Source organism: Bacillus sp. FSL W8-1141 (genome assembly GCF_038593205.1).
Lineage (GTDB): Bacteria > Bacillota > Bacilli > Bacillales > Bacillaceae > Bacillus > Bacillus altitudinis.
Genome location: NZ_CP151973.1, coordinates 2,667,785 through 2,684,564, shown reverse-complemented (window position 1 = coordinate 2,684,564; position 16,780 = coordinate 2,667,785). Strand labels below are relative to the sequence as shown.

15 protein-coding genes are annotated in these 16,780 nt (G+C 41.7%); 10 read left to right on the top strand and 5 right to left on the bottom strand.

All coding sequences use genetic code 11. From position 1 onward, the window contains the following. Positions 1 to 39 precede the first annotated feature (39 nt). From NSQ52_RS13740 to NSQ52_RS13720, 5 genes are all read left to right on the top strand, one after another. Positions 40 to 1,251, top strand: a complete 1,212-nt coding sequence (locus NSQ52_RS13740; RefSeq protein ID WP_017358278.1) for an argininosuccinate synthase — start codon at positions 40 to 42, stop codon at positions 1,249 to 1,251. Then, entirely contained in the window at positions 1,248 to 2,621 is a 1,374-nt protein-coding gene (gene argH / locus NSQ52_RS13735) for an argininosuccinate lyase (protein WP_008343150.1), read from the top strand. The genes NSQ52_RS13740 and argH overlap by 4 nt, the downstream gene beginning before the upstream one ends. A 118-nt stretch (positions 2,622 to 2,739) precedes the next feature. After that, positions 2,740 to 3,645 carry a phosphotransferase gene (locus NSQ52_RS13730; protein WP_342473467.1) on the top strand — a complete coding sequence of 302 codons (906 nt, stop codon included), beginning with the start codon at positions 2,740 to 2,742 and terminating at the stop codon, positions 3,643 to 3,645. 95 nt (positions 3,646 to 3,740) lie between these two features. After that, complete coding sequence (locus NSQ52_RS13725) at positions 3,741 to 4,496, top strand: SDR family oxidoreductase (protein ID WP_008343153.1); 756 nt, start codon at positions 3,741 to 3,743, stop codon at positions 4,494 to 4,496. 66 nt (positions 4,497 to 4,562) lie between these two features. Then, positions 4,563 to 5,246, top strand: coding sequence for a metal-dependent hydrolase (locus tag NSQ52_RS13720; RefSeq protein WP_017367834.1), 684 nt, complete (start codon positions 4,563 to 4,565; stop codon positions 5,244 to 5,246). 595 nt (positions 5,247 to 5,841) lie between these two features. On the opposite strand, the gene NSQ52_RS13715 is transcribed toward NSQ52_RS13720, so the two are convergent. Further along, positions 5,842 to 6,429, bottom strand: coding sequence for a TetR/AcrR family transcriptional regulator (locus NSQ52_RS13715; RefSeq protein ID WP_342467524.1), 588 nt, complete (start codon positions 6,427 to 6,429; stop codon positions 5,842 to 5,844). Between the two features lie 281 nt (positions 6,430 to 6,710). On the opposite strand from NSQ52_RS13715, the gene NSQ52_RS13710 reads away from it, so the two are divergent. The 3 genes from NSQ52_RS13710 (at position 6,711) to NSQ52_RS13700 (ending at position 10,425) form a co-directional block, all read left to right on the top strand. Next, positions 6,711 to 7,652, top strand: coding sequence for an oxidoreductase (locus NSQ52_RS13710; protein WP_342473466.1), 942 nt, complete (start codon positions 6,711 to 6,713; stop codon positions 7,650 to 7,652). Positions 7,653 to 7,984: 332 nt separating this feature from the next. Next, positions 7,985 to 8,698, top strand: coding sequence for a DsbA family oxidoreductase (locus tag NSQ52_RS13705; protein WP_178930446.1), 714 nt, complete (start codon positions 7,985 to 7,987; stop codon positions 8,696 to 8,698). 404 nt (positions 8,699 to 9,102) lie between these two features. Further along, on the top strand, positions 9,103 to 10,425 hold the full coding sequence (locus NSQ52_RS13700) for a CBS domain-containing protein (RefSeq protein WP_017358275.1): 1,323 nt from the start codon (positions 9,103 to 9,105) through the stop codon (positions 10,423 to 10,425). 201 nt (positions 10,426 to 10,626) lie between these two features. Here the strand turns inward: NSQ52_RS13700 and NSQ52_RS13695 are convergent, their stop codons facing one another. Further along, positions 10,627 to 10,929 carry a YtpI family protein gene (locus NSQ52_RS13695; protein ID WP_008343164.1) on the bottom strand — a complete coding sequence of 101 codons (303 nt, stop codon included), beginning with the start codon at positions 10,927 to 10,929 and terminating at the stop codon, positions 10,627 to 10,629. Between the two features lie 147 nt (positions 10,930 to 11,076). Here NSQ52_RS13695 and NSQ52_RS13690 point away from each other — a divergent pair, with 147 nt between their 5' ends. Continuing rightward, positions 11,077 to 12,021 carry a bifunctional oligoribonuclease/PAP phosphatase NrnA gene (locus NSQ52_RS13690; RefSeq protein ID WP_342473464.1) on the top strand — a complete coding sequence of 315 codons (945 nt, stop codon included), beginning with the start codon at positions 11,077 to 11,079 and terminating at the stop codon, positions 12,019 to 12,021. Positions 12,022 to 12,070: 49 nt separating this feature from the next. Here NSQ52_RS13690 and NSQ52_RS13685 read toward each other — a convergent pair whose 3' ends face one another. The 3 genes from NSQ52_RS13685 to NSQ52_RS13675 form a co-directional block, all read right to left on the bottom strand. Continuing rightward, positions 12,071 to 12,256 carry a hypothetical protein gene (locus tag NSQ52_RS13685; protein ID WP_008346082.1) on the bottom strand — a complete coding sequence of 62 codons (186 nt, stop codon included), beginning with the start codon at positions 12,254 to 12,256 and terminating at the stop codon, positions 12,071 to 12,073. Between the two features lie 109 nt (positions 12,257 to 12,365). Then, entirely contained in the window at positions 12,366 to 12,869 is a 504-nt protein-coding gene (gene ytrI, locus NSQ52_RS13680; protein WP_007501718.1) for a sporulation membrane protein YtrI, read from the bottom strand. Continuing rightward, entirely contained in the window at positions 12,866 to 13,207 is a 342-nt protein-coding gene (locus tag NSQ52_RS13675) for a YtrH family sporulation protein (RefSeq protein ID WP_007501717.1), read from the bottom strand. Before NSQ52_RS13675 ends, ytrI begins: the two co-directional genes overlap by 4 nt. A gap of 137 nt (positions 13,208 to 13,344) precedes the next feature. Between NSQ52_RS13675 and dnaE the strand changes: the two genes are divergently transcribed. Next, the gene (dnaE, locus tag NSQ52_RS13670) at positions 13,345 to 16,680 is read left to right on the top strand and encodes a DNA polymerase III subunit alpha (RefSeq protein ID WP_342473463.1); all 3,336 of its coding nucleotides are present in this window, start codon (positions 13,345 to 13,347) and stop codon (positions 16,678 to 16,680) included. Positions 16,681 to 16,780 lie beyond the last annotated feature (100 nt).

The following is a 16,780-nucleotide window of genomic DNA, read 5'->3' as shown; positions in this document are numbered from 1 at the left end:
ATTCACAGAATCAAAACAAGCGAGAGGAGCTTTTCAAACATGTCACAAAATAAAAAAGTCGTATTAGCATATTCCGGAGGTCTTGATACCTCTGTTGCAGTTAAATGGTTACAGGAGCAAGGTTACGAAGTTGTTGCTTGCTGCCTGGACGTAGGTGAAGGAAAAGATTTAGCATTCGTTCAACAAAAAGCACTTCAAGTCGGAGCTGTTCAATCTTACATGATCGACGCAAAAGAAGAGTTTGCTGAAGAATTTGCACTTGCTGCACTGCAAGCCCACACGATGTATGAAGGAAAATACCCACTCGTGTCTGCACTATCTCGTCCGCTCATTGCCAAAAAGTTAGTGGAAGTCGCAGAGAAAGAAAATGCCGTAGCCGTTGCACACGGATGTACAGGTAAAGGAAACGACCAAGTTCGTTTTGAAGTATCAATCAAAGCATTGAATCCAGACCTAGAAGTTCTTGCACCAGTGCGTGAATGGAAATGGTCTCGTGATGAAGAAATCGACTATGCACAAAAGCACGGGATTCCAATTCCGATTAACTTAGACAGCCCATATTCAATTGACCAAAACCTTTGGGGCAGAAGTAACGAATGTGGTATTTTAGAAGATCCTTGGGCAGCGCCGCCAGAAGGTGCTTATGATCTGACAAATCCACTTGAAAAAACACCTGACACACCTGAAATCATTGAAATCACGTTTGAAAAAGGAAAACCAACAGCCATTGACGGAATCCAGTATTCATTATCTGATCTGATCCTTCATTTAAATGAAGTTGCTGGCCAGCATGGTGTAGGCAGAATCGATCATGTTGAAAACCGTCTTGTTGGAATCAAATCTCGTGAAGTGTATGAGTGCCCAGGTGCAGTTACATTGTTAAAAGCACACAAAGAACTTGAAGACTTAACGCTTGTCAAAGAAGTAGCACACTTTAAGCCAATCGTTGAACAAAAAATGGCCGAATTAATATACAACGGCTTATGGTTCTCACCACTTAAAGGAGCACTAGATGCATTCTTACAAGAAACGCAAAAGAACGTAACAGGTGTTGTACGTGTGAAACTATTTAAAGGCCATGCCATTGTAGAAGGACGTAAATCACCATATTCACTTTATGATGAAAATCTAGCAACTTACACAAAAGCAGATGAATTCGATCATGATGCAGCTGTAGGATTTATTAACCTTTGGGGTTTACCAACAAAAGTAAACAGCATCGTGAACAAAAAGGAGCAGGTTAAAGCATGAAAAAGCTTTGGGGAGGCCGATTTCAAAAAACACCAGAAAAATGGGTCGATGAGTTTGGTGCATCCATTCATTTCGACAAACAATTAGTCAAAGAAGATCTGACCGGCTCCCTTGCCCATGCAAGTATGCTGAATAAATGCGGTATCATCGGTGATGAGGAGGCCGCTGCAATCAAAGACGGACTGAATACGCTCATGAAAAAGGCAGAGGCGGATGAACTCGATTTCTCAGTAGATTATGAGGACATTCATTTAAACCTTGAAAAAATGCTCATTGATGAGATTGGTCCGCTTGGCGGCAAATTGCACACAGCGAGAAGCCGGAATGATCAGGTCGCAACCGATATGCATTTATATTTGAATAACCAAGTAGAGCATATCATTGAGCTGATCTCTTCTTTTCAAACAGTGCTTGTAGAAAAAGCTGAACAGCACGTTGAAACGATTTTTCCAGGATATACGCACTTACAGCGTGCACAGCCTATCTCCTTTGCTCACCATATGCTCGCCTACTTTTGGATGCTTGAGCGGGACAAAGCGCGTTTTCAAGATTCATTGAAGCGGATTAATGTGTCACCACTTGGATGCGGGGCGTTAGCAGGAACGACATTCCCAATTGATCGTGAATATACAGCAGAGCTTCTGGGCTTTGACCATATTTACGAGAACAGCCTTGATGGCGTGAGTGATCGTGATTTCATTTTAGAGTTCTTGTCTAATAGCAGTCTTGTGATGATGCACCTCTCACGTCTTTGTGAAGAAATCATTTTATGGTGCTCTCAAGAATTCAAATTCATTGAGCTTGATGACACGTACGCAACAGGTAGCAGCATGATGCCGCAAAAGAAAAACCCGGATATGGCTGAATTGATCCGCGGAAAAACAGGCAGAGTATATGGCAACCTGATGGGACTGCTCACGATTATGAAAGGCTTGCCGCTTACGTATAACAAAGACTTGCAAGAAGATAAAGAAGGCATGTTTGATACGGTGAAAACGATCGCTGGCAGCCTGCAAATCTTCACAGGTATGATTCAAACAATGACAGTGAACGAAGATGTCATGAAAAAAGCAACAAAAGAAGATTTCTCAAATGCGACCGAAGTGGCAGACTACCTTGCGAAAAAAGGTATGCCATTCCGTGAAGCACACGAAATCGTTGGGAAGCTTGTGTATACATGCATTCAAAAAGGCATCTATTTAAGTGACCTTCCATTTGAAACATTTACAGAAGCAAGCGGCCTTTTTGAACAAGATATTTACACTGTTCTTGATCCGTATGTTGCTGTTGAAAAAAGAACAAGTGCAGGTGGAACTGGATTCAAACAAATTCAGCTCGCTTTAGAAAAAGCAAAAGCCTGCCTAGCATAATTCGCCAAAACCATTCGTTTATACGGATGGTTTTTTTCATGGGAAAAAGGAGATTGATCTTCACTGGAGAAAATGAAAGCATACCAGTGTCAAGCTGAATAAGGAGTGACAACAGTTCATGAAGAAAACGCTTCAGGCTTTGTTTGATCAGCCTATCGTATCAGTGAAAACGTTAGGAGAACCATACGACGGCCGGGCTAATGATGTGTGGCTGATTTCCTTGCAAGATCAGACGGAATATGTAGTGAAATCTCCAAAAACTGCAAGAGAAGAAAGTGAATTTGTGTATGGCATCAACATGATATATGGAGTAGATGCCCGTACTGTACAGGAGCATCTTGATGAAATCAATGAAAAGCTGTCTCATACGAATTCCTTTCATATTCCGAAAGTTGTTCGTAAAGTGAAGAAGGCGGGGAAACACTTTTATGTCATGGAAAAAGTAGAAGGAATCCCTTTAACATCTTTTGAGGGCCGTTCAGCACAATTCTATAGGGATTACGGGAGGAAACTAGCGCATCTTCATTCATATCAAACAAACTTTTTCGGTGCAGTATACGGTGGAGAAAAGAGACATTTGAGAGAATTCCATGCGCTGTTAAAAAAGGCAGTTTCCAAACTCATCAGCCACTTTTACGCTGATCAGCCTGAATATCAGAATTATGCAGAAAAGGTGCAGCAAAAGCTTGAAAAGCTAAGTCCTCCTGATGCAGCCAGTCTCATTTTAATTGATTTAGACCCATCGCAATATATTGAAGACGATGATCAAGTGACGAGTCTAATTGATACGGAATATGTCGTATTTGGACCAGCTGCGTTTGATTTGATTGCACTCGAATACCTTTTGACGAAAGAAGCTGCACAAGCGGTTCAATTAGGGTATGAAGAGATTTGCCCGCTTCCTCGCCAGCTTCATGAGGTGAGAGAATGCTATCGGTTTGTTTCGCTGCTTCTCGATATCCATGGTTCATGGGATATGAAAAAGTGGATGAATCACCCTATACGTTTTTCCCCTCACTGTTAAAGGGTTCAAAAGTGCGAAGGGAGCCGGTTTATAGTAAAGTAAAGATAACAAAAGAAACACATGAACTTGCAACCTTTGCTTTAGGAGGAGATTGTGTGCGACACGCATTAATAACAGCGGGTTCTAAAGGACTTGGCAGGAAAGTCACCGAGTCTTTACTGAATATGGGGTATTCTGTGACAGTGAATTATCGAAGTGATGATGAAGCTGTCCGGCAGATGAAAGAAGAACTGCAAGAATACGAAGAAAAGCTTCAATTTGTCCAAGGCGATGTAACAAACAAAGAAGATTTAAAAAACATGGTCGAGTTGGCAGCAGAGCGATTTGGGCGGATTGATGCCTTGATCAATAATGCTGGACCTTATATTTTTGAACGAAAAAAACTCGCGGATTACTCTGAAGACGAATGGTATCAAATGATGGAAGGCAACCTATCCGCAGTGTTCCATTTGTTCCGAATGGTGATCCCTATGATGAGAAAACAAGGCTTTGGCCGGATTATCACATATGGCTTCCAAGGAGCAGACCATGCGCCAGGCTGGATGCACAGATCAGCTTTCGGAGCGGCAAAAGTGGGTCTTGCGTCATTGACGAAAACCATTGCGATTGAAGAAGCAGAAAACGGCATCACCGCTAATATGGTGTGTCCAGGCAAAATCGTTGGAGACATGAAAGAATCAACGATAGAGGAAGCACGTCAGATAAAAGACGATGAAACACCGATTGGTCGGTCTGGGACAGGTGAGGATATCGGTCGTATCATTTCATTTCTATGTGATGACCGTTCAGACCTCATTACAGGAACCGTCATTGAAGCAACAGGTGGTCTTAATGTAATTCACAGGCACTAAGTTTTTCAGCTTTTTATAGAGGGAATAGACAAAATGAGATCAAATTCGAAAGGTGGATATATTTACATGAAAGCTACATATCATGGACATTCAGTCGTACACATTGAAACAAACGGATACCATATTTGGATTGATCCATTTTTAAATGGAAATAAGCATACAGAGATCAAACCGCAAGATGTGAAAGCAGATGTGATTTTGCTCACGCACGGGCATGGAGATCACGTCGGAGACACGATTGAAATCGCTAAAAACAATGACGCACTCGTGATTGCGCCATTCGAACTTGCCACTTATTTAGGCTGGCAAGGGGTGAAGACACACCCGCTTTCTATTGGCGGCGGCCGTGAATTTGAATTTGGTAAAGTCAAGCTGACGCAAGCGTTCCATGGCTCAGCGGTCATTGATGAAGAATCCAAAACGATTACGTATACAGGGATGCCATCCGGTATTTTATTTACTGCTGAAGGCAAAACAATTTATCATGCTGGAGACACGGCTCTCTTCTCGGATATGAAACTCATTGGGGAGCTGAATCATATTGAGCTCGCCTTCCTGCCAATAGGTGATAACTTCACAATGGGACCAGACGATGCAAGAATCGCAGCAGAGTGGCTTCGTGCGAAACAAGTCGTACCGATTCATTACAGTACATTCCCGCCGATTGAGCAAGATCCTCATGCGTTTGCAGACAGCTTGCATGGCGGCGTGGGTCACGTATTAAACAGCGGAGAATCCATCGATATTTAATCAAGATGCAGAAAAACCGGCACACAAATATTGGCTTCAGTGTGTAGATAAACCCACGCATCCGTTGTCAGGTCTGCGCGCCGGTGCTCACGAATGTCAAATTCGCTCCGCTCCTGAGCTAGACCTTCCTAGACTGCAAAGGTTTTCTATCACGCTAAAAAGAAGGCAAAGGGCTAAAATAGAGTACATTTTAGCCCTTTGCCAATAATCTAGGGGTAAGTCCGAGATAAGGTCCAAAAAGCGCCATGCAGATGCAAGAAAATGTAAATAAAAGTACATAAGCCCTTATTATGCTTTTAGCTTTCCGTATAAGCCCTCCTGTAATATGGCAATAAAGTTATTTAATTTTAAAGTCTCAAACATGCATAGCCCCGTTCTAAATTTAGGACGGGGTTAAAACTGTAGTTATTTAATTTTTGATGTAAGATACTTCACTACACTAAAAATTTAACAATAAAGTCGTTTGAAAATCTAAGTTTTATTCAACAATAGTACCCGATTGTTAAATTACGATGACTGGAGTTTTTAACTTATTATCATAAAACAGTTAATACCAAAAGTTTATCGCTACTTTTTATAATTAACATAAGTTTCTTTAAAAGAAATATTTACTCATGCCATTTTTAAAGATAGGCAGGGTCTTAGTCACTAGCTCTTCTGATGAAATAAGTCTTCCATCCTTATTCCATGTGTATGCAGCTCCGTAAATCCCCCAACTTAGCATAGTAGATAGGGTTGTTACCATTTGTTTATCCTCTAATTCGATGATGTTGTTAGTTCCTTTTAGCATAAGATCAGCTATTAGTTTCTGTAACTCCTCTTTAATTTTACTTTCGATAATAGTTCCTAAAGATTGATAACCTTTAGGACATAGGTCGCTAATCTCTTTATGGTGATCACACATGGCTAGAAAAATATTTGCAATGACTTTTTCATTGAATCCATCGTGATCATTGAGTCTTTTTTTCAATTTGTCTGTAAATGTATTGGTGATTGTAGAATGTAACAAATCAAATTTATCGTCAAAGTGCGCATAAAATGTAGCCCGGTTAATAGTAGCCTTTTCTGTGATATCACGTACCGTTATATGGTTGAAATCTTTTTCACTAGCTAACGAAAGAAAAGAGTCTACAATCAATTGTCTTGTACGAAGTATTCTCGGATCTTTTTTTTGCATAATCATTTTTTCTTCTCCTTTTAGGGTTCATCATCTTGTCTAAAAACGACAATACATTAGAAGTGTTGGGTAAACAACATGTTAGCCATTTTGGTGGTTGTTGATAGTTCTTTTTCATCTTATCATCAATTATACAACGTGTGTTGCTTAAATAACACATGTTTTTGTGGGAGGGTTTTATCAAGCTAATTATTGTGATCATTCAGAATCATACCCAAAAATTGAAAAGACAATTGGTTGTTAATAAATAAAATAGTACCTATCATAACACAAGGAGGCAGAAGACCATGAACATCACTATTTTTGGGGCAAGCGGTCACACAGGATTTACGGATGAAAATGTACCTGACCAATCGGGCAAATGCATCATCGTCACCGGGGCCAATACTGGAATTGGCTTCGAAGTATCGCAAGTGCTTGCAGCACGAGGTGCACGTGTGCTGCTGGCCTGCCGCAACCATGCGAAGGCGAAAGAAGCCATGGATCGGATTCGGAGGAAGACCCCGGGAGCGGACCTAGCTTTCCTGCCGCTCGACTTGGCGGATATGGAGAGTGTGCGGAGTGCAGCTGAATTGGCCGCCAAGGAACCACGCATCGATGTATTGATCAACAATGCCGGCGTGCAAGGTTCGAAACTGAGGCACACTGTGCAAGGCTTCGAGCTGACGTTCGGCGTCAATCACCTTGGTTGCTTTGCGTTCACCACGCTGTTGCTGCCCAAGCTCATGGAAACGTCTGGGGCGCGCATCGTCGTCACGAGTAGCGGCCAACACAAAGATGCGAAAATCGAGTGGGAAGACCTTAATGCAGAAAAGAGCTACAAATGGCTCCCGCGCTATGGCGCCAGTAAGCTCGCGAATATGCTCTTCGTCTTCGAGCTGGACCGGCGGTTGCGGGCGGCGGGATCACCAGTAACAGTCGTGGCTTGTCACCCGGGCCTTGTGGGAACGGACCTTGGACGCGATAACATGGCTGGCAAAGTAATGATGCCGTTGATCGGCCTGTTCTTTGCCAAACCGGCCATGGGTGCCTGGGGCGCGTTGCACGCAGCCACAGGGAAGATAAAGCCAGGCGGCTATTACGGGCCGTCAGGATTAGGCGAGTTGCGGGGACCTTCCCGTGAATGTTCCCGCTCAGAGGAGGCGAAAGATCCGAAGCTTGCCAAGCGACTGTGGGATGTATCCGTTGATATGACAGGGATCGACCCCGGCTTGCCTCCTGTAATTTGAAACTGTACTTTTGTTTATAACAAGAGAAAGGGTGTAGTGAACAAGATGTCTCCATTGGGGTATAATCCGGCATCAATCACCAAAAATGAAGAAGATGGAAGGAATAATTAAACAATCGAACCTAGATAGGACGGTTGTACGAATGAATAATCCTAATGTCAAACACAAAGGGCAATCTTATGATTATTCATTCGGCGATTGGTAGGCTAAACTGTCCGTCACTAGGGAAAATGTGGTGAAATTCATATATGCCGCTACTCAGCAAAGCCAATTGAACAGAAAAATGCCCATTGTCTATAATAATTAAATCAGCTTAAAAGGGAGCATTCAAAATGAAAATTGAGATATGGTCGGATTATGTTTGTCCTTTTTGTTATATTGGCAAACGTAAATTTGAAATAGGGTTAGAACAGTTTGAACATAAAGAAGAGGTAGAAGTCGTATTTCGTAGTTTTCAATTAGATCCATATGCGAAAAAAAATACAGGGATGGATATCCATCAAGTATTATCTTCAAAGCATGGTATCCCATATGAAAAAGCAAAAGCGTTAAATGATCACATGGTGCAACAAGCGAAAGCAGTTGGATTAGATTATCAAATGGATAAAATGATTCCTACAAATTCATATGATGCACATCGTCTTTCTTATTATGCAAAAGAGAAAGGTAAAATGAAGGAGTTCATAGAGCGTATTATGAAAGCTCACTTCACGGATTCACTAGACATCGGTGACCATGCAACACTTGTTCAACTTGCAAGTGAGATAGGTCTTGATGTCAACGAAACTTTGGATGTTTTAGTAAATGATAAATATAACGAGAATATTGCAGCTGATAAAGCCGAGGGATCAAATATCGGGATTCAAGGTGTGCCCTTTTTCGTAGTGAATGACAAATATGCCATCTCAGGAGCGCAACCTAGCCAAGTATTTTTAGAAACATTACAAAATGTTTGGCAAGAAGATTACGCGAAGGCTAAGGCTGAAGAGCATAAATTAGAGCCGTCGCTCGATGATTATTGTTCAGATGGAACATGTAAATTTTAATGACTTTTCAAAAAGGTTTTGATTTGTTTAGATGGAACTTTGTTTTGGGGAATAAGTTTTGGAACTAACATAGACCCGGATGACCTAAGTGTATTTAGTCCTTATCTTATGGAACGATTACGTCATTGATTTAGAAGAACTGCCTGAACCTTTAGATGGAAGGCTGGGATTAGGGTTTAAAACAGCTTAATGGAGGGCCTTTGTGTTCTTTTTTCATTTTTTTACATTTGTATGGCGCTTTTTGGACTTATCTCGGATTTCCCCCATCTAAAACCGGCACAAAAAAGCCGGTTTTTTTGTTTGCCTTTATTGTGCTTGAGTAAAAGACAAATTGCTATTAAAAGCCTCCTGCCTTTATAATGAAATATAGATGAAAACGCTGAAAACAAAAAGGGTGAACGGGATTGGCGACAAAGCATGAGCAAATTTTATCGTATATTGATTCATTGGATGTCGGAGAGAAAATTTCTGTCCGGCGTATAGCGAAAGAAATGAAAGTCAGTGAAGGCACGGCTTACCGGGCTATTAAGGATGCTGAAAATAAAGGGTTCGTGAGCACCATTGAACGAGTCGGTACCATTCGAATTGAACAGAAGAAAAAAGAAAATATTGAAAAGCTGACATATGCGGAAGTCGTCAATGTCATTGATGGTCAGGTACTTGGCGGACGAGCCGGCTTACATAAAACGTTAAATAAATTTGTCATCGGTGCAATGGAACTGGATGCGATGATGCGATACACAGCAGCAGGCAACCTGTTAATCGTCGGAAACCGAATCAATGCTCACCGGCAAGCATTAGAGGCGGGAGCGGCTGTGCTGGTCACGGGCGGATTCTCAACAGATGATGAAATTATTCAGCTCGCAGATGAGCTTGAGCTGCCCATTTTATCAACAAGCTACGATACATTTACCGTAGCGGCTCTCATTAACCGGGCCATTTATGACCAGTTGATTAAAAAAGAAATTGTGCTTGTGGAGGATATTTTAACGCCGATAGAACGGACCGTCTATTTATCGCCAGAAGACAAACTTGAGAAATGGTATGAAAAGAATTATGAAACCGGGCACGGCCGGTTCCCGGTAGCAGACGATCAAATGAAAATTCACGGCATTTTGACCTCAAAGGATATTGCGGGCCATGACCGTTCTACACCGATTGAAAAGGTGATGACAAAAAATCCGCTGACCGTTATTGGCAAAACATCTGTCGCTTCAGCTGCACAAATGATGGTGTGGGAAGGTATTGAGGTACTGCCAGTTGTAAATGATCATGCGAAGCTGATTGGGATGATTAGCCGTCAGGACGTGCTGAAGGCGCTGCAAATGATTCAAAAGCAGCCGCAGGTCGGTGAAAAGTTGGATGATGTCGTGTCACGAGGGTTTAAGGAGACTGAGACAGAAAAACCAAAAACAGATGCGGTGTACCAATATGAAGTCTCACCACAAATGACAAATCAACTCGGTAATATTTCGTATGGTGTGTTTACACAAATTTTAATCGAATCAGCCAACCGCTTCTTAAAGTCTCATAAAAAAGGCGAACTAATTGTAGAAAGTCTTTCTGTCTATTTCTTAAAACCAGTTCAAATGGAATCCACGATACAGATCAAACCGAATATTTTAGAAGTTGGGCGCAAGTTTGGAAAGCTGGAAGTGGAAGTTTACCATCAGTCAAATATTGTAGGCAAAGCGATGTTGATGGTGCAGCTGATGGAGAGAGGATAAAAGGTAAAAAAGGGCGGCATGAATGCGTCCTTTCAGCGTGTAAACAAACCCTTGAATTCTTTGTCAGTCCTGCGTGCTGGTGCTCACGAATGACAAATTCGCTCGGTAAAAGTAGCTGTCCTTCCTAGACTGCAAAGGTTTTCTAACACGCTGAAAAGAAGAGAAAGGGCTAAAATCAAGTTCATTTTAGCCCTTTCTCTATTATGCGTGGTCTTTTTCGCCTTCCTTTAAAAAGAGCGGAAGATAGTGCTTATAGGCTTTATATCCGGCCCATGTACTGCCGATACCAACTGCAACAAAAACAAACCCAATGACAAATGCGAGTGACGAGCGGTTTAAAAATAATTGATTCACACCGAAGAGCAGGACAAAGCAGCCAAGTGCCATACTTGATTTAGCAGACCAGAATTTCTTTTCGACCGGCCGGTTCGTACGGACATTCTTTGCTTTGTAGTATAAATAAAACATGGCAGAACAAATAATAAACACAATCAAAACAAGCATGTGCCAAGCCTCCATTGTAAGTGGTTACAACCCTATTTTAAACGTAAATAGGCTTGCTTACTAGAATAAATTGTCTATTCCTCACTTTTCTGTCTGGGTAGATTATGATTTAATAATAAAAAGAGTATCGCATAAGAAGGAGTATTTATGAAAAAAGAACTGATTAGAACCATATCATTATATGACACCATCATCATTCATAGACATGTAAGACCTGATCCAGACGCATATGGATCACAGTGCGGCCTTACGGAAATCTTGCGTGCCACCTATCCAGAAAAAAATATTTATGCAACAGGAACCCCTGAGCCATCTCTTTCATTTTTATATGAATTAGATGACGTGCCGGATGAAGTGTACAAAGGTGCCCTTGTCATTGTCTGTGACACTGCGAATCAAGCTAGAATTGATGATCAGCGCTATTCAATGGGCGATAAGCTGATGAAAATTGATCATCATCCGAATGAAGATCCGTATGGTGATTTGCTTTGGGTTGATACAGAAGCAAGCTCTGTCAGTGAAATGATTTATGAGCTGTATTTAGAGGGGAAAGAAGAAGGATATCAGCTGAATACAAAGGCGGCAGAACTCATTTATGCCGGCATTGTAGGAGACACAGGCCGTTTCCTTTTCCCAAACACAACGAAAAAGACACTCAAATATGCGGGTGAACTCATCGAATATCCGTTTTCATCATCAGACCTTTTCAATCAATTGTATGAGACAGATTTGAATGTCGTGAAATTAAATGGCTATATTTTTCAACATATCTCTTTATCAGAGAATGGCGTAGCTTCTGTTTTTATTAAACGTGACATTTTGGAGTCGTTCCAAACAACAGCGCAGCAAGCCTCACAGCTTGTTGGGACACTTGGAAATATTGCAGGGATTAAGGCATGGGTCTTTTTTGTGGAAGAGAACGATCAGATTCGTGTGAGATTCCGCTCAAAAGGCGTCGTCATTAACACCATTGCTAAAAAATATCATGGCGGAGGTCACCCGCTTGCAGCCGGTGCGTCCATATATGATTGGGCAGTTGCAGATGAGATTTTGCGTGATTTAGAAGAAGTATGTAAATCATCATCATCGTGAGAGAGGGGCTTCAAGTCCCCCTCTCTTTTTTTGAGCTTTGAGAAAAGGGTTACTTGGATACAGGGATAAACCAGCAGCCGATGTCAGTTGAATCTTCATAGGCTTGGAGATTTTGATGCTTTAATTCTTTTTTAATTAAATGGGCCATCATTTCTGTCTCAGCATAAGCACACATGCCGTCTTTAATCCGGCTTGCTTTGTCTCGTGCCATTTGACGATAGCTGTAAACCTCCATTGTTCTCACCTCTTTCTTATAATCATCTCGTTCTTCTTTTAGTGTATAAAAATAACAAGTGAAAAGCGATCATTGAGTGCAGAAATTCATAAAAATTCCACATCATCTATTATTCAGCAAAGGAAATACGCACTTCAAGCGAAAGTTTTGTATAGATGGTCAGTTCGGTGACTTTGGCGCGGTATGCCTTTTCTCTAATCGTATATTCTTTATTTTCCACGGTCCGTTTTAAGAGCTCTTTTGTTTTATACACACTTTCAATATCCTTTGTGATCACCTCTGAGATATCCTCTTTCACCTGATCTTCAAATTTCAAGGTATCTGGCTCCGGGATTTTGTACTGCTCACGGTTGACGAGGTGAACGTCTACGCTCTGAATAAGCAGACGCTGCTTATTGTCTTCATTTAATTTATGCAAATCTTCCCGATAGAGTGTGATTTGTTCTTTCAGACTGTCCATATGGTGCTGCTGGCTTCTGAGCAGTGTCACCTGCTTCTCCTGAAAGGTGCCATAAGTAAAGAGAAAAATCAGCCAGCTGATAATTGCGCCGAACATCATCCCAGCAAAAAAACGCTGCCAGCCTGGACGTTTATACAGCTCAGGCACCCTCATGATGATACATGCTCCTGAGTGAGCCACGTAATCAGGAGATATCCCGTTTGCGCACCGCCCATAGCAGAGATAATGAGCAAGATCTGCTTGAAAATATCACGTGTGTTCCCTTCGAAAATCCCTCTTTCAAAACTATAGACCGCATCAAAAGTTCCACCGATTGCCGCAACAAGTGCCCAAATTTTTAAGCGGTTGGCAAGACTTGAAATAATTGATAGCGGCGGCTGACCAGATAAATATGCACCTACCCCGCCTATAATGGCACCGCCCAAAATAACCCCTAGTGCGATAAAATAACAGCTAATAAAGTTTGGAATAAAGGCTTCCTTCACATCCATTTTTCCCACCTCACTCTATTCAATATATGGCGAATGCTGGACAAGTATGAACGAGCGGAAAAGAAAGAACATTTGTTTCTCACCGCATCGCGATTTATAATGAAAGAATGAATTTAGACGAAAGGAGTGGATTAAGCATGTCCTATGTTCATCTTCAGGTTCACAGTGGATACAGCTTGTTGAGCAGTGCAGCGAAGGTCAAGGAGCTCGTATTAAAGGCGAAAGAACTTGGCTATCAAGCGCTCGCTCTTACCGATGACCATGTGATGTATGGAACGGTTGAATTTTATAAGGAATGTAAAACACATGGCATCAAACCGATTATCGGTTTAACAGCTTCTGTCTTCATAGATGAACAAGAGACAGAGGCTTATCCTTTGATCCTCCTTGCCAAAAACAATGAAGGCTATCAAAACTTGATCAAAATTAGCAGTGTCTTGAAATCAAAGTCAAAAACCGGCCTGAAAGAGAAATGGCTGAAAGCCTATCATCATGGCCTTATTGCCATCACACCAGGCGTATCCGGCTATATTGAAACGCTGCTGCAACATGATCAGCTAGATGAAGCAAGGGATGCAGCCAGCCATTTAAAAGATCTTTTTGGTGAGGAACATGTGTATTTAGCCGTTCAGCCGTTTCAGCAGGACGAAGAGCTGTCTCATAAGCTCAGGGAACTCTCAAAAAGGGCGAACATCCCGCTTGTGGCAACAGGTGACGTCCACTATATCCATCAAGAGGACAAAACCGCATATACATGTTTAAAAGCCATTAAAGCAGGCCAGCAGTTATCAGAAATTGAGGAAGACCAAGGAGACAAGCATTTCAGATCGATCGAAGAAATGATGAAGTGGTATGGTGATGATCCAGAATTGCTGGCAAGAACGGTTGAGATTGCAAACCGCTGCGAGGTCGATTTAAATCTTGGCCAGACGAAACTGCCAACCTATCCGACGCCTGATCAATCAACAGCTGATCAATTTTTACGAAGAGTGTGCCAAGAAGGCATGAAACGAAGACAGATTGCTTCAAATGACACATATATCAAAAGGCTTGAGTATGAGCTGAGCATCATTCAAAAAATGAATTTCAGTGATTATTTCCTCATTGTGTGGGATTTTATGAAGTATGCTCATGATCATGGCATTGTCACAGGTCCTGGCAGGGGATCAGCAGCAGGCTCTTTAGTTGCGTATGTTCTATTTATTACAGATGTCGATCCGATCCGTCACGGGCTTTTATTTGAGCGTTTTTTAAATCCTGAACGAATCAGCATGCCAGATATAGATATCGATTTTCCTGACACGAGAAGAGATGAAATCATTTCATATGTAAAAGACAAATATGGGGATATGCATGTGGCGCAAATTGTCACGTTTGGAACACTTGCCGCAAAGGCAGCTTTAAGAGATGTCGGACGTGTGATGGGAATTGATTCAAAAGCAGCAGACCGCCTTGCAAAGCTCATCCCATCAAAGCCAGGGACGACACTGAAAGAAGCGGTGACAGTCTCCTCAGAATTAAAAACACTGCTCCAGCAATCTGAAGAGCTGCAAAGAGTGTTTCAAACCGCTTTAAAGGTAGAAGGATTACCAAGACATACGTCAACACATGCAGCCGGCGTTGTCCTAAGTGAGGAGCCGCTCACACAAGTCGTGCCTATTCAAGAAGGCCATGATGGAGTGTATTTGACGCAATATGCGATGAATTATTTAGAAGATCTCGGTCTTTTGAAAATGGATTTTTTAGGTTTGAGAAACTTAACATTAATTGAATCCATTAAAAACCAGATTGAAAGACAGGAAAACGTCCACATTAACTTTAGTGACATTTCATATGAAGATCAGAAAACGTTTGATTTGTTATCAGCGGGAGATACAACGGGGATTTTCCAGCTGGAGTCACAAGGTATGCGTCAGGTGCTGAGACGACTGAAACCTTCTAGTCTAGAAGATATCGTGGCTGTCAATGCCTTATACCGCCCGGGTCCGATGGAGAATATCCCGCTCTTTATCGACCGAAAGCATGGCAGAGTGAAAGTCTCCTACCCGCATCCAGATTTGTATGACATCTTAAAGGATACATATGGGGTCATCGTCTATCAGGAGCAAATCATGCTGATTGCAGCAAAGATGGCAGGCTTTCAGCTGGGCGAGGCCGATCTACTAAGAAGAGCCGTTTCAAAGAAGGATAAAAAGGTGCTTGATGAAGAGCGAAGCCATTTTGTTGAAGGATGCCTAAAAAAGGAGTATCCTGTTAACATTGCAAATGACGTTTATGACCTAATCGTCAAATTTGCAAACTATGGTTTTAATAGAAGCCATGCTGTTGCATATAGCATGATCGGCTTTCAGCTTGCTTATTTAAAAGCGCATTATCCGTTATATTTTATGTGCGGTCTTTTAACGAGTGTGATTGGAAATGAAGACAAAGTGGCTCAATATTTCTATGAGGCAAAGGAAAAAGGGATATCTGTGTTGAAGCCTTCTATTAATAAGAGCGAATTTCCATTCACGGTTGAAAAAGGGGAGATCCGCTACAGCTTAAGAGCGATTAAAAATGTCGGAGTGTCAGCTGTAAAGGATATATACAGAGCAAGACAGGAAAGGCCATTTGAAGATTTATTTGATTTTTGCGCAAGGGTATCAACAAAGAGTGTCAACCGAAAAACGATTGAAGCCCTCATTTTCTCAGGGGCAATGGATGAGCTTCATCCAAATCGTGCTTCGTTATTAGCATCGATAGATATTGCGTTAGACCATGTGTCATTTTTAACACCTGAGGATCAACTGGACTTTCTTGGGGATACAACGTTCTCCATTAAGCCAAAATATGCGGAGATAGACGAACTGCCGCTTGTTGATCTCCTGCAATTTGAAAAAGAGGCACTCGGGTTATATTTATCAAATCACCCTGTACAAGCGTATCGAGATCGCTTAAGAGAGAATGGTGCGATGGAAATCATCAGACTTTCTTCCTATATAAAGCGAAAGATCTCAATGGGTGGTCTTTTGACAAAGGTGAAATCGATTCGGACAAAAAACGGACAATCGATGGCATTTGTCACATTCGGGGATGAAACGGGAGAAATGGAAGGTGTCGTCTTTCCAGAGCAATTTAGAAAGCTGTCCCCCTTACTTGAGGAGGGCGCAATGCTTTATGTTGAAGGCAGAATAGATGTCAGAAATGAGAGCAGTCAAATCATCGTGCAAGAAGCTGTTCTACTGGAAGAGATGGGCTCTAAAAGAAAAGAATCTGTCTACATTCGAGTCAAAGAAGAGAACCATACGCAGGAGCTGCTAGAACAAGTGAAGCGAGTAATCTCCATGCACAGGGGAGAAGCAGATGTCTATTTGTATTATGAAAAGCAAAAAAAGACGATGAGACTTCCAGATGCATACAAAGTTCATGCAGATCATGCGGTCATTTTCCAGTTAAAAGAGCTGCTAGGTGAACAAAACGTTGTGATTAAATGATGACAAATCGTCTGAATATGTTTTACAATTTCACCTATTGTGTTATCATTTTAAAGATTCTGTGTATTTAAACTGCCAAGTATGTGCTTATCAACTTAGC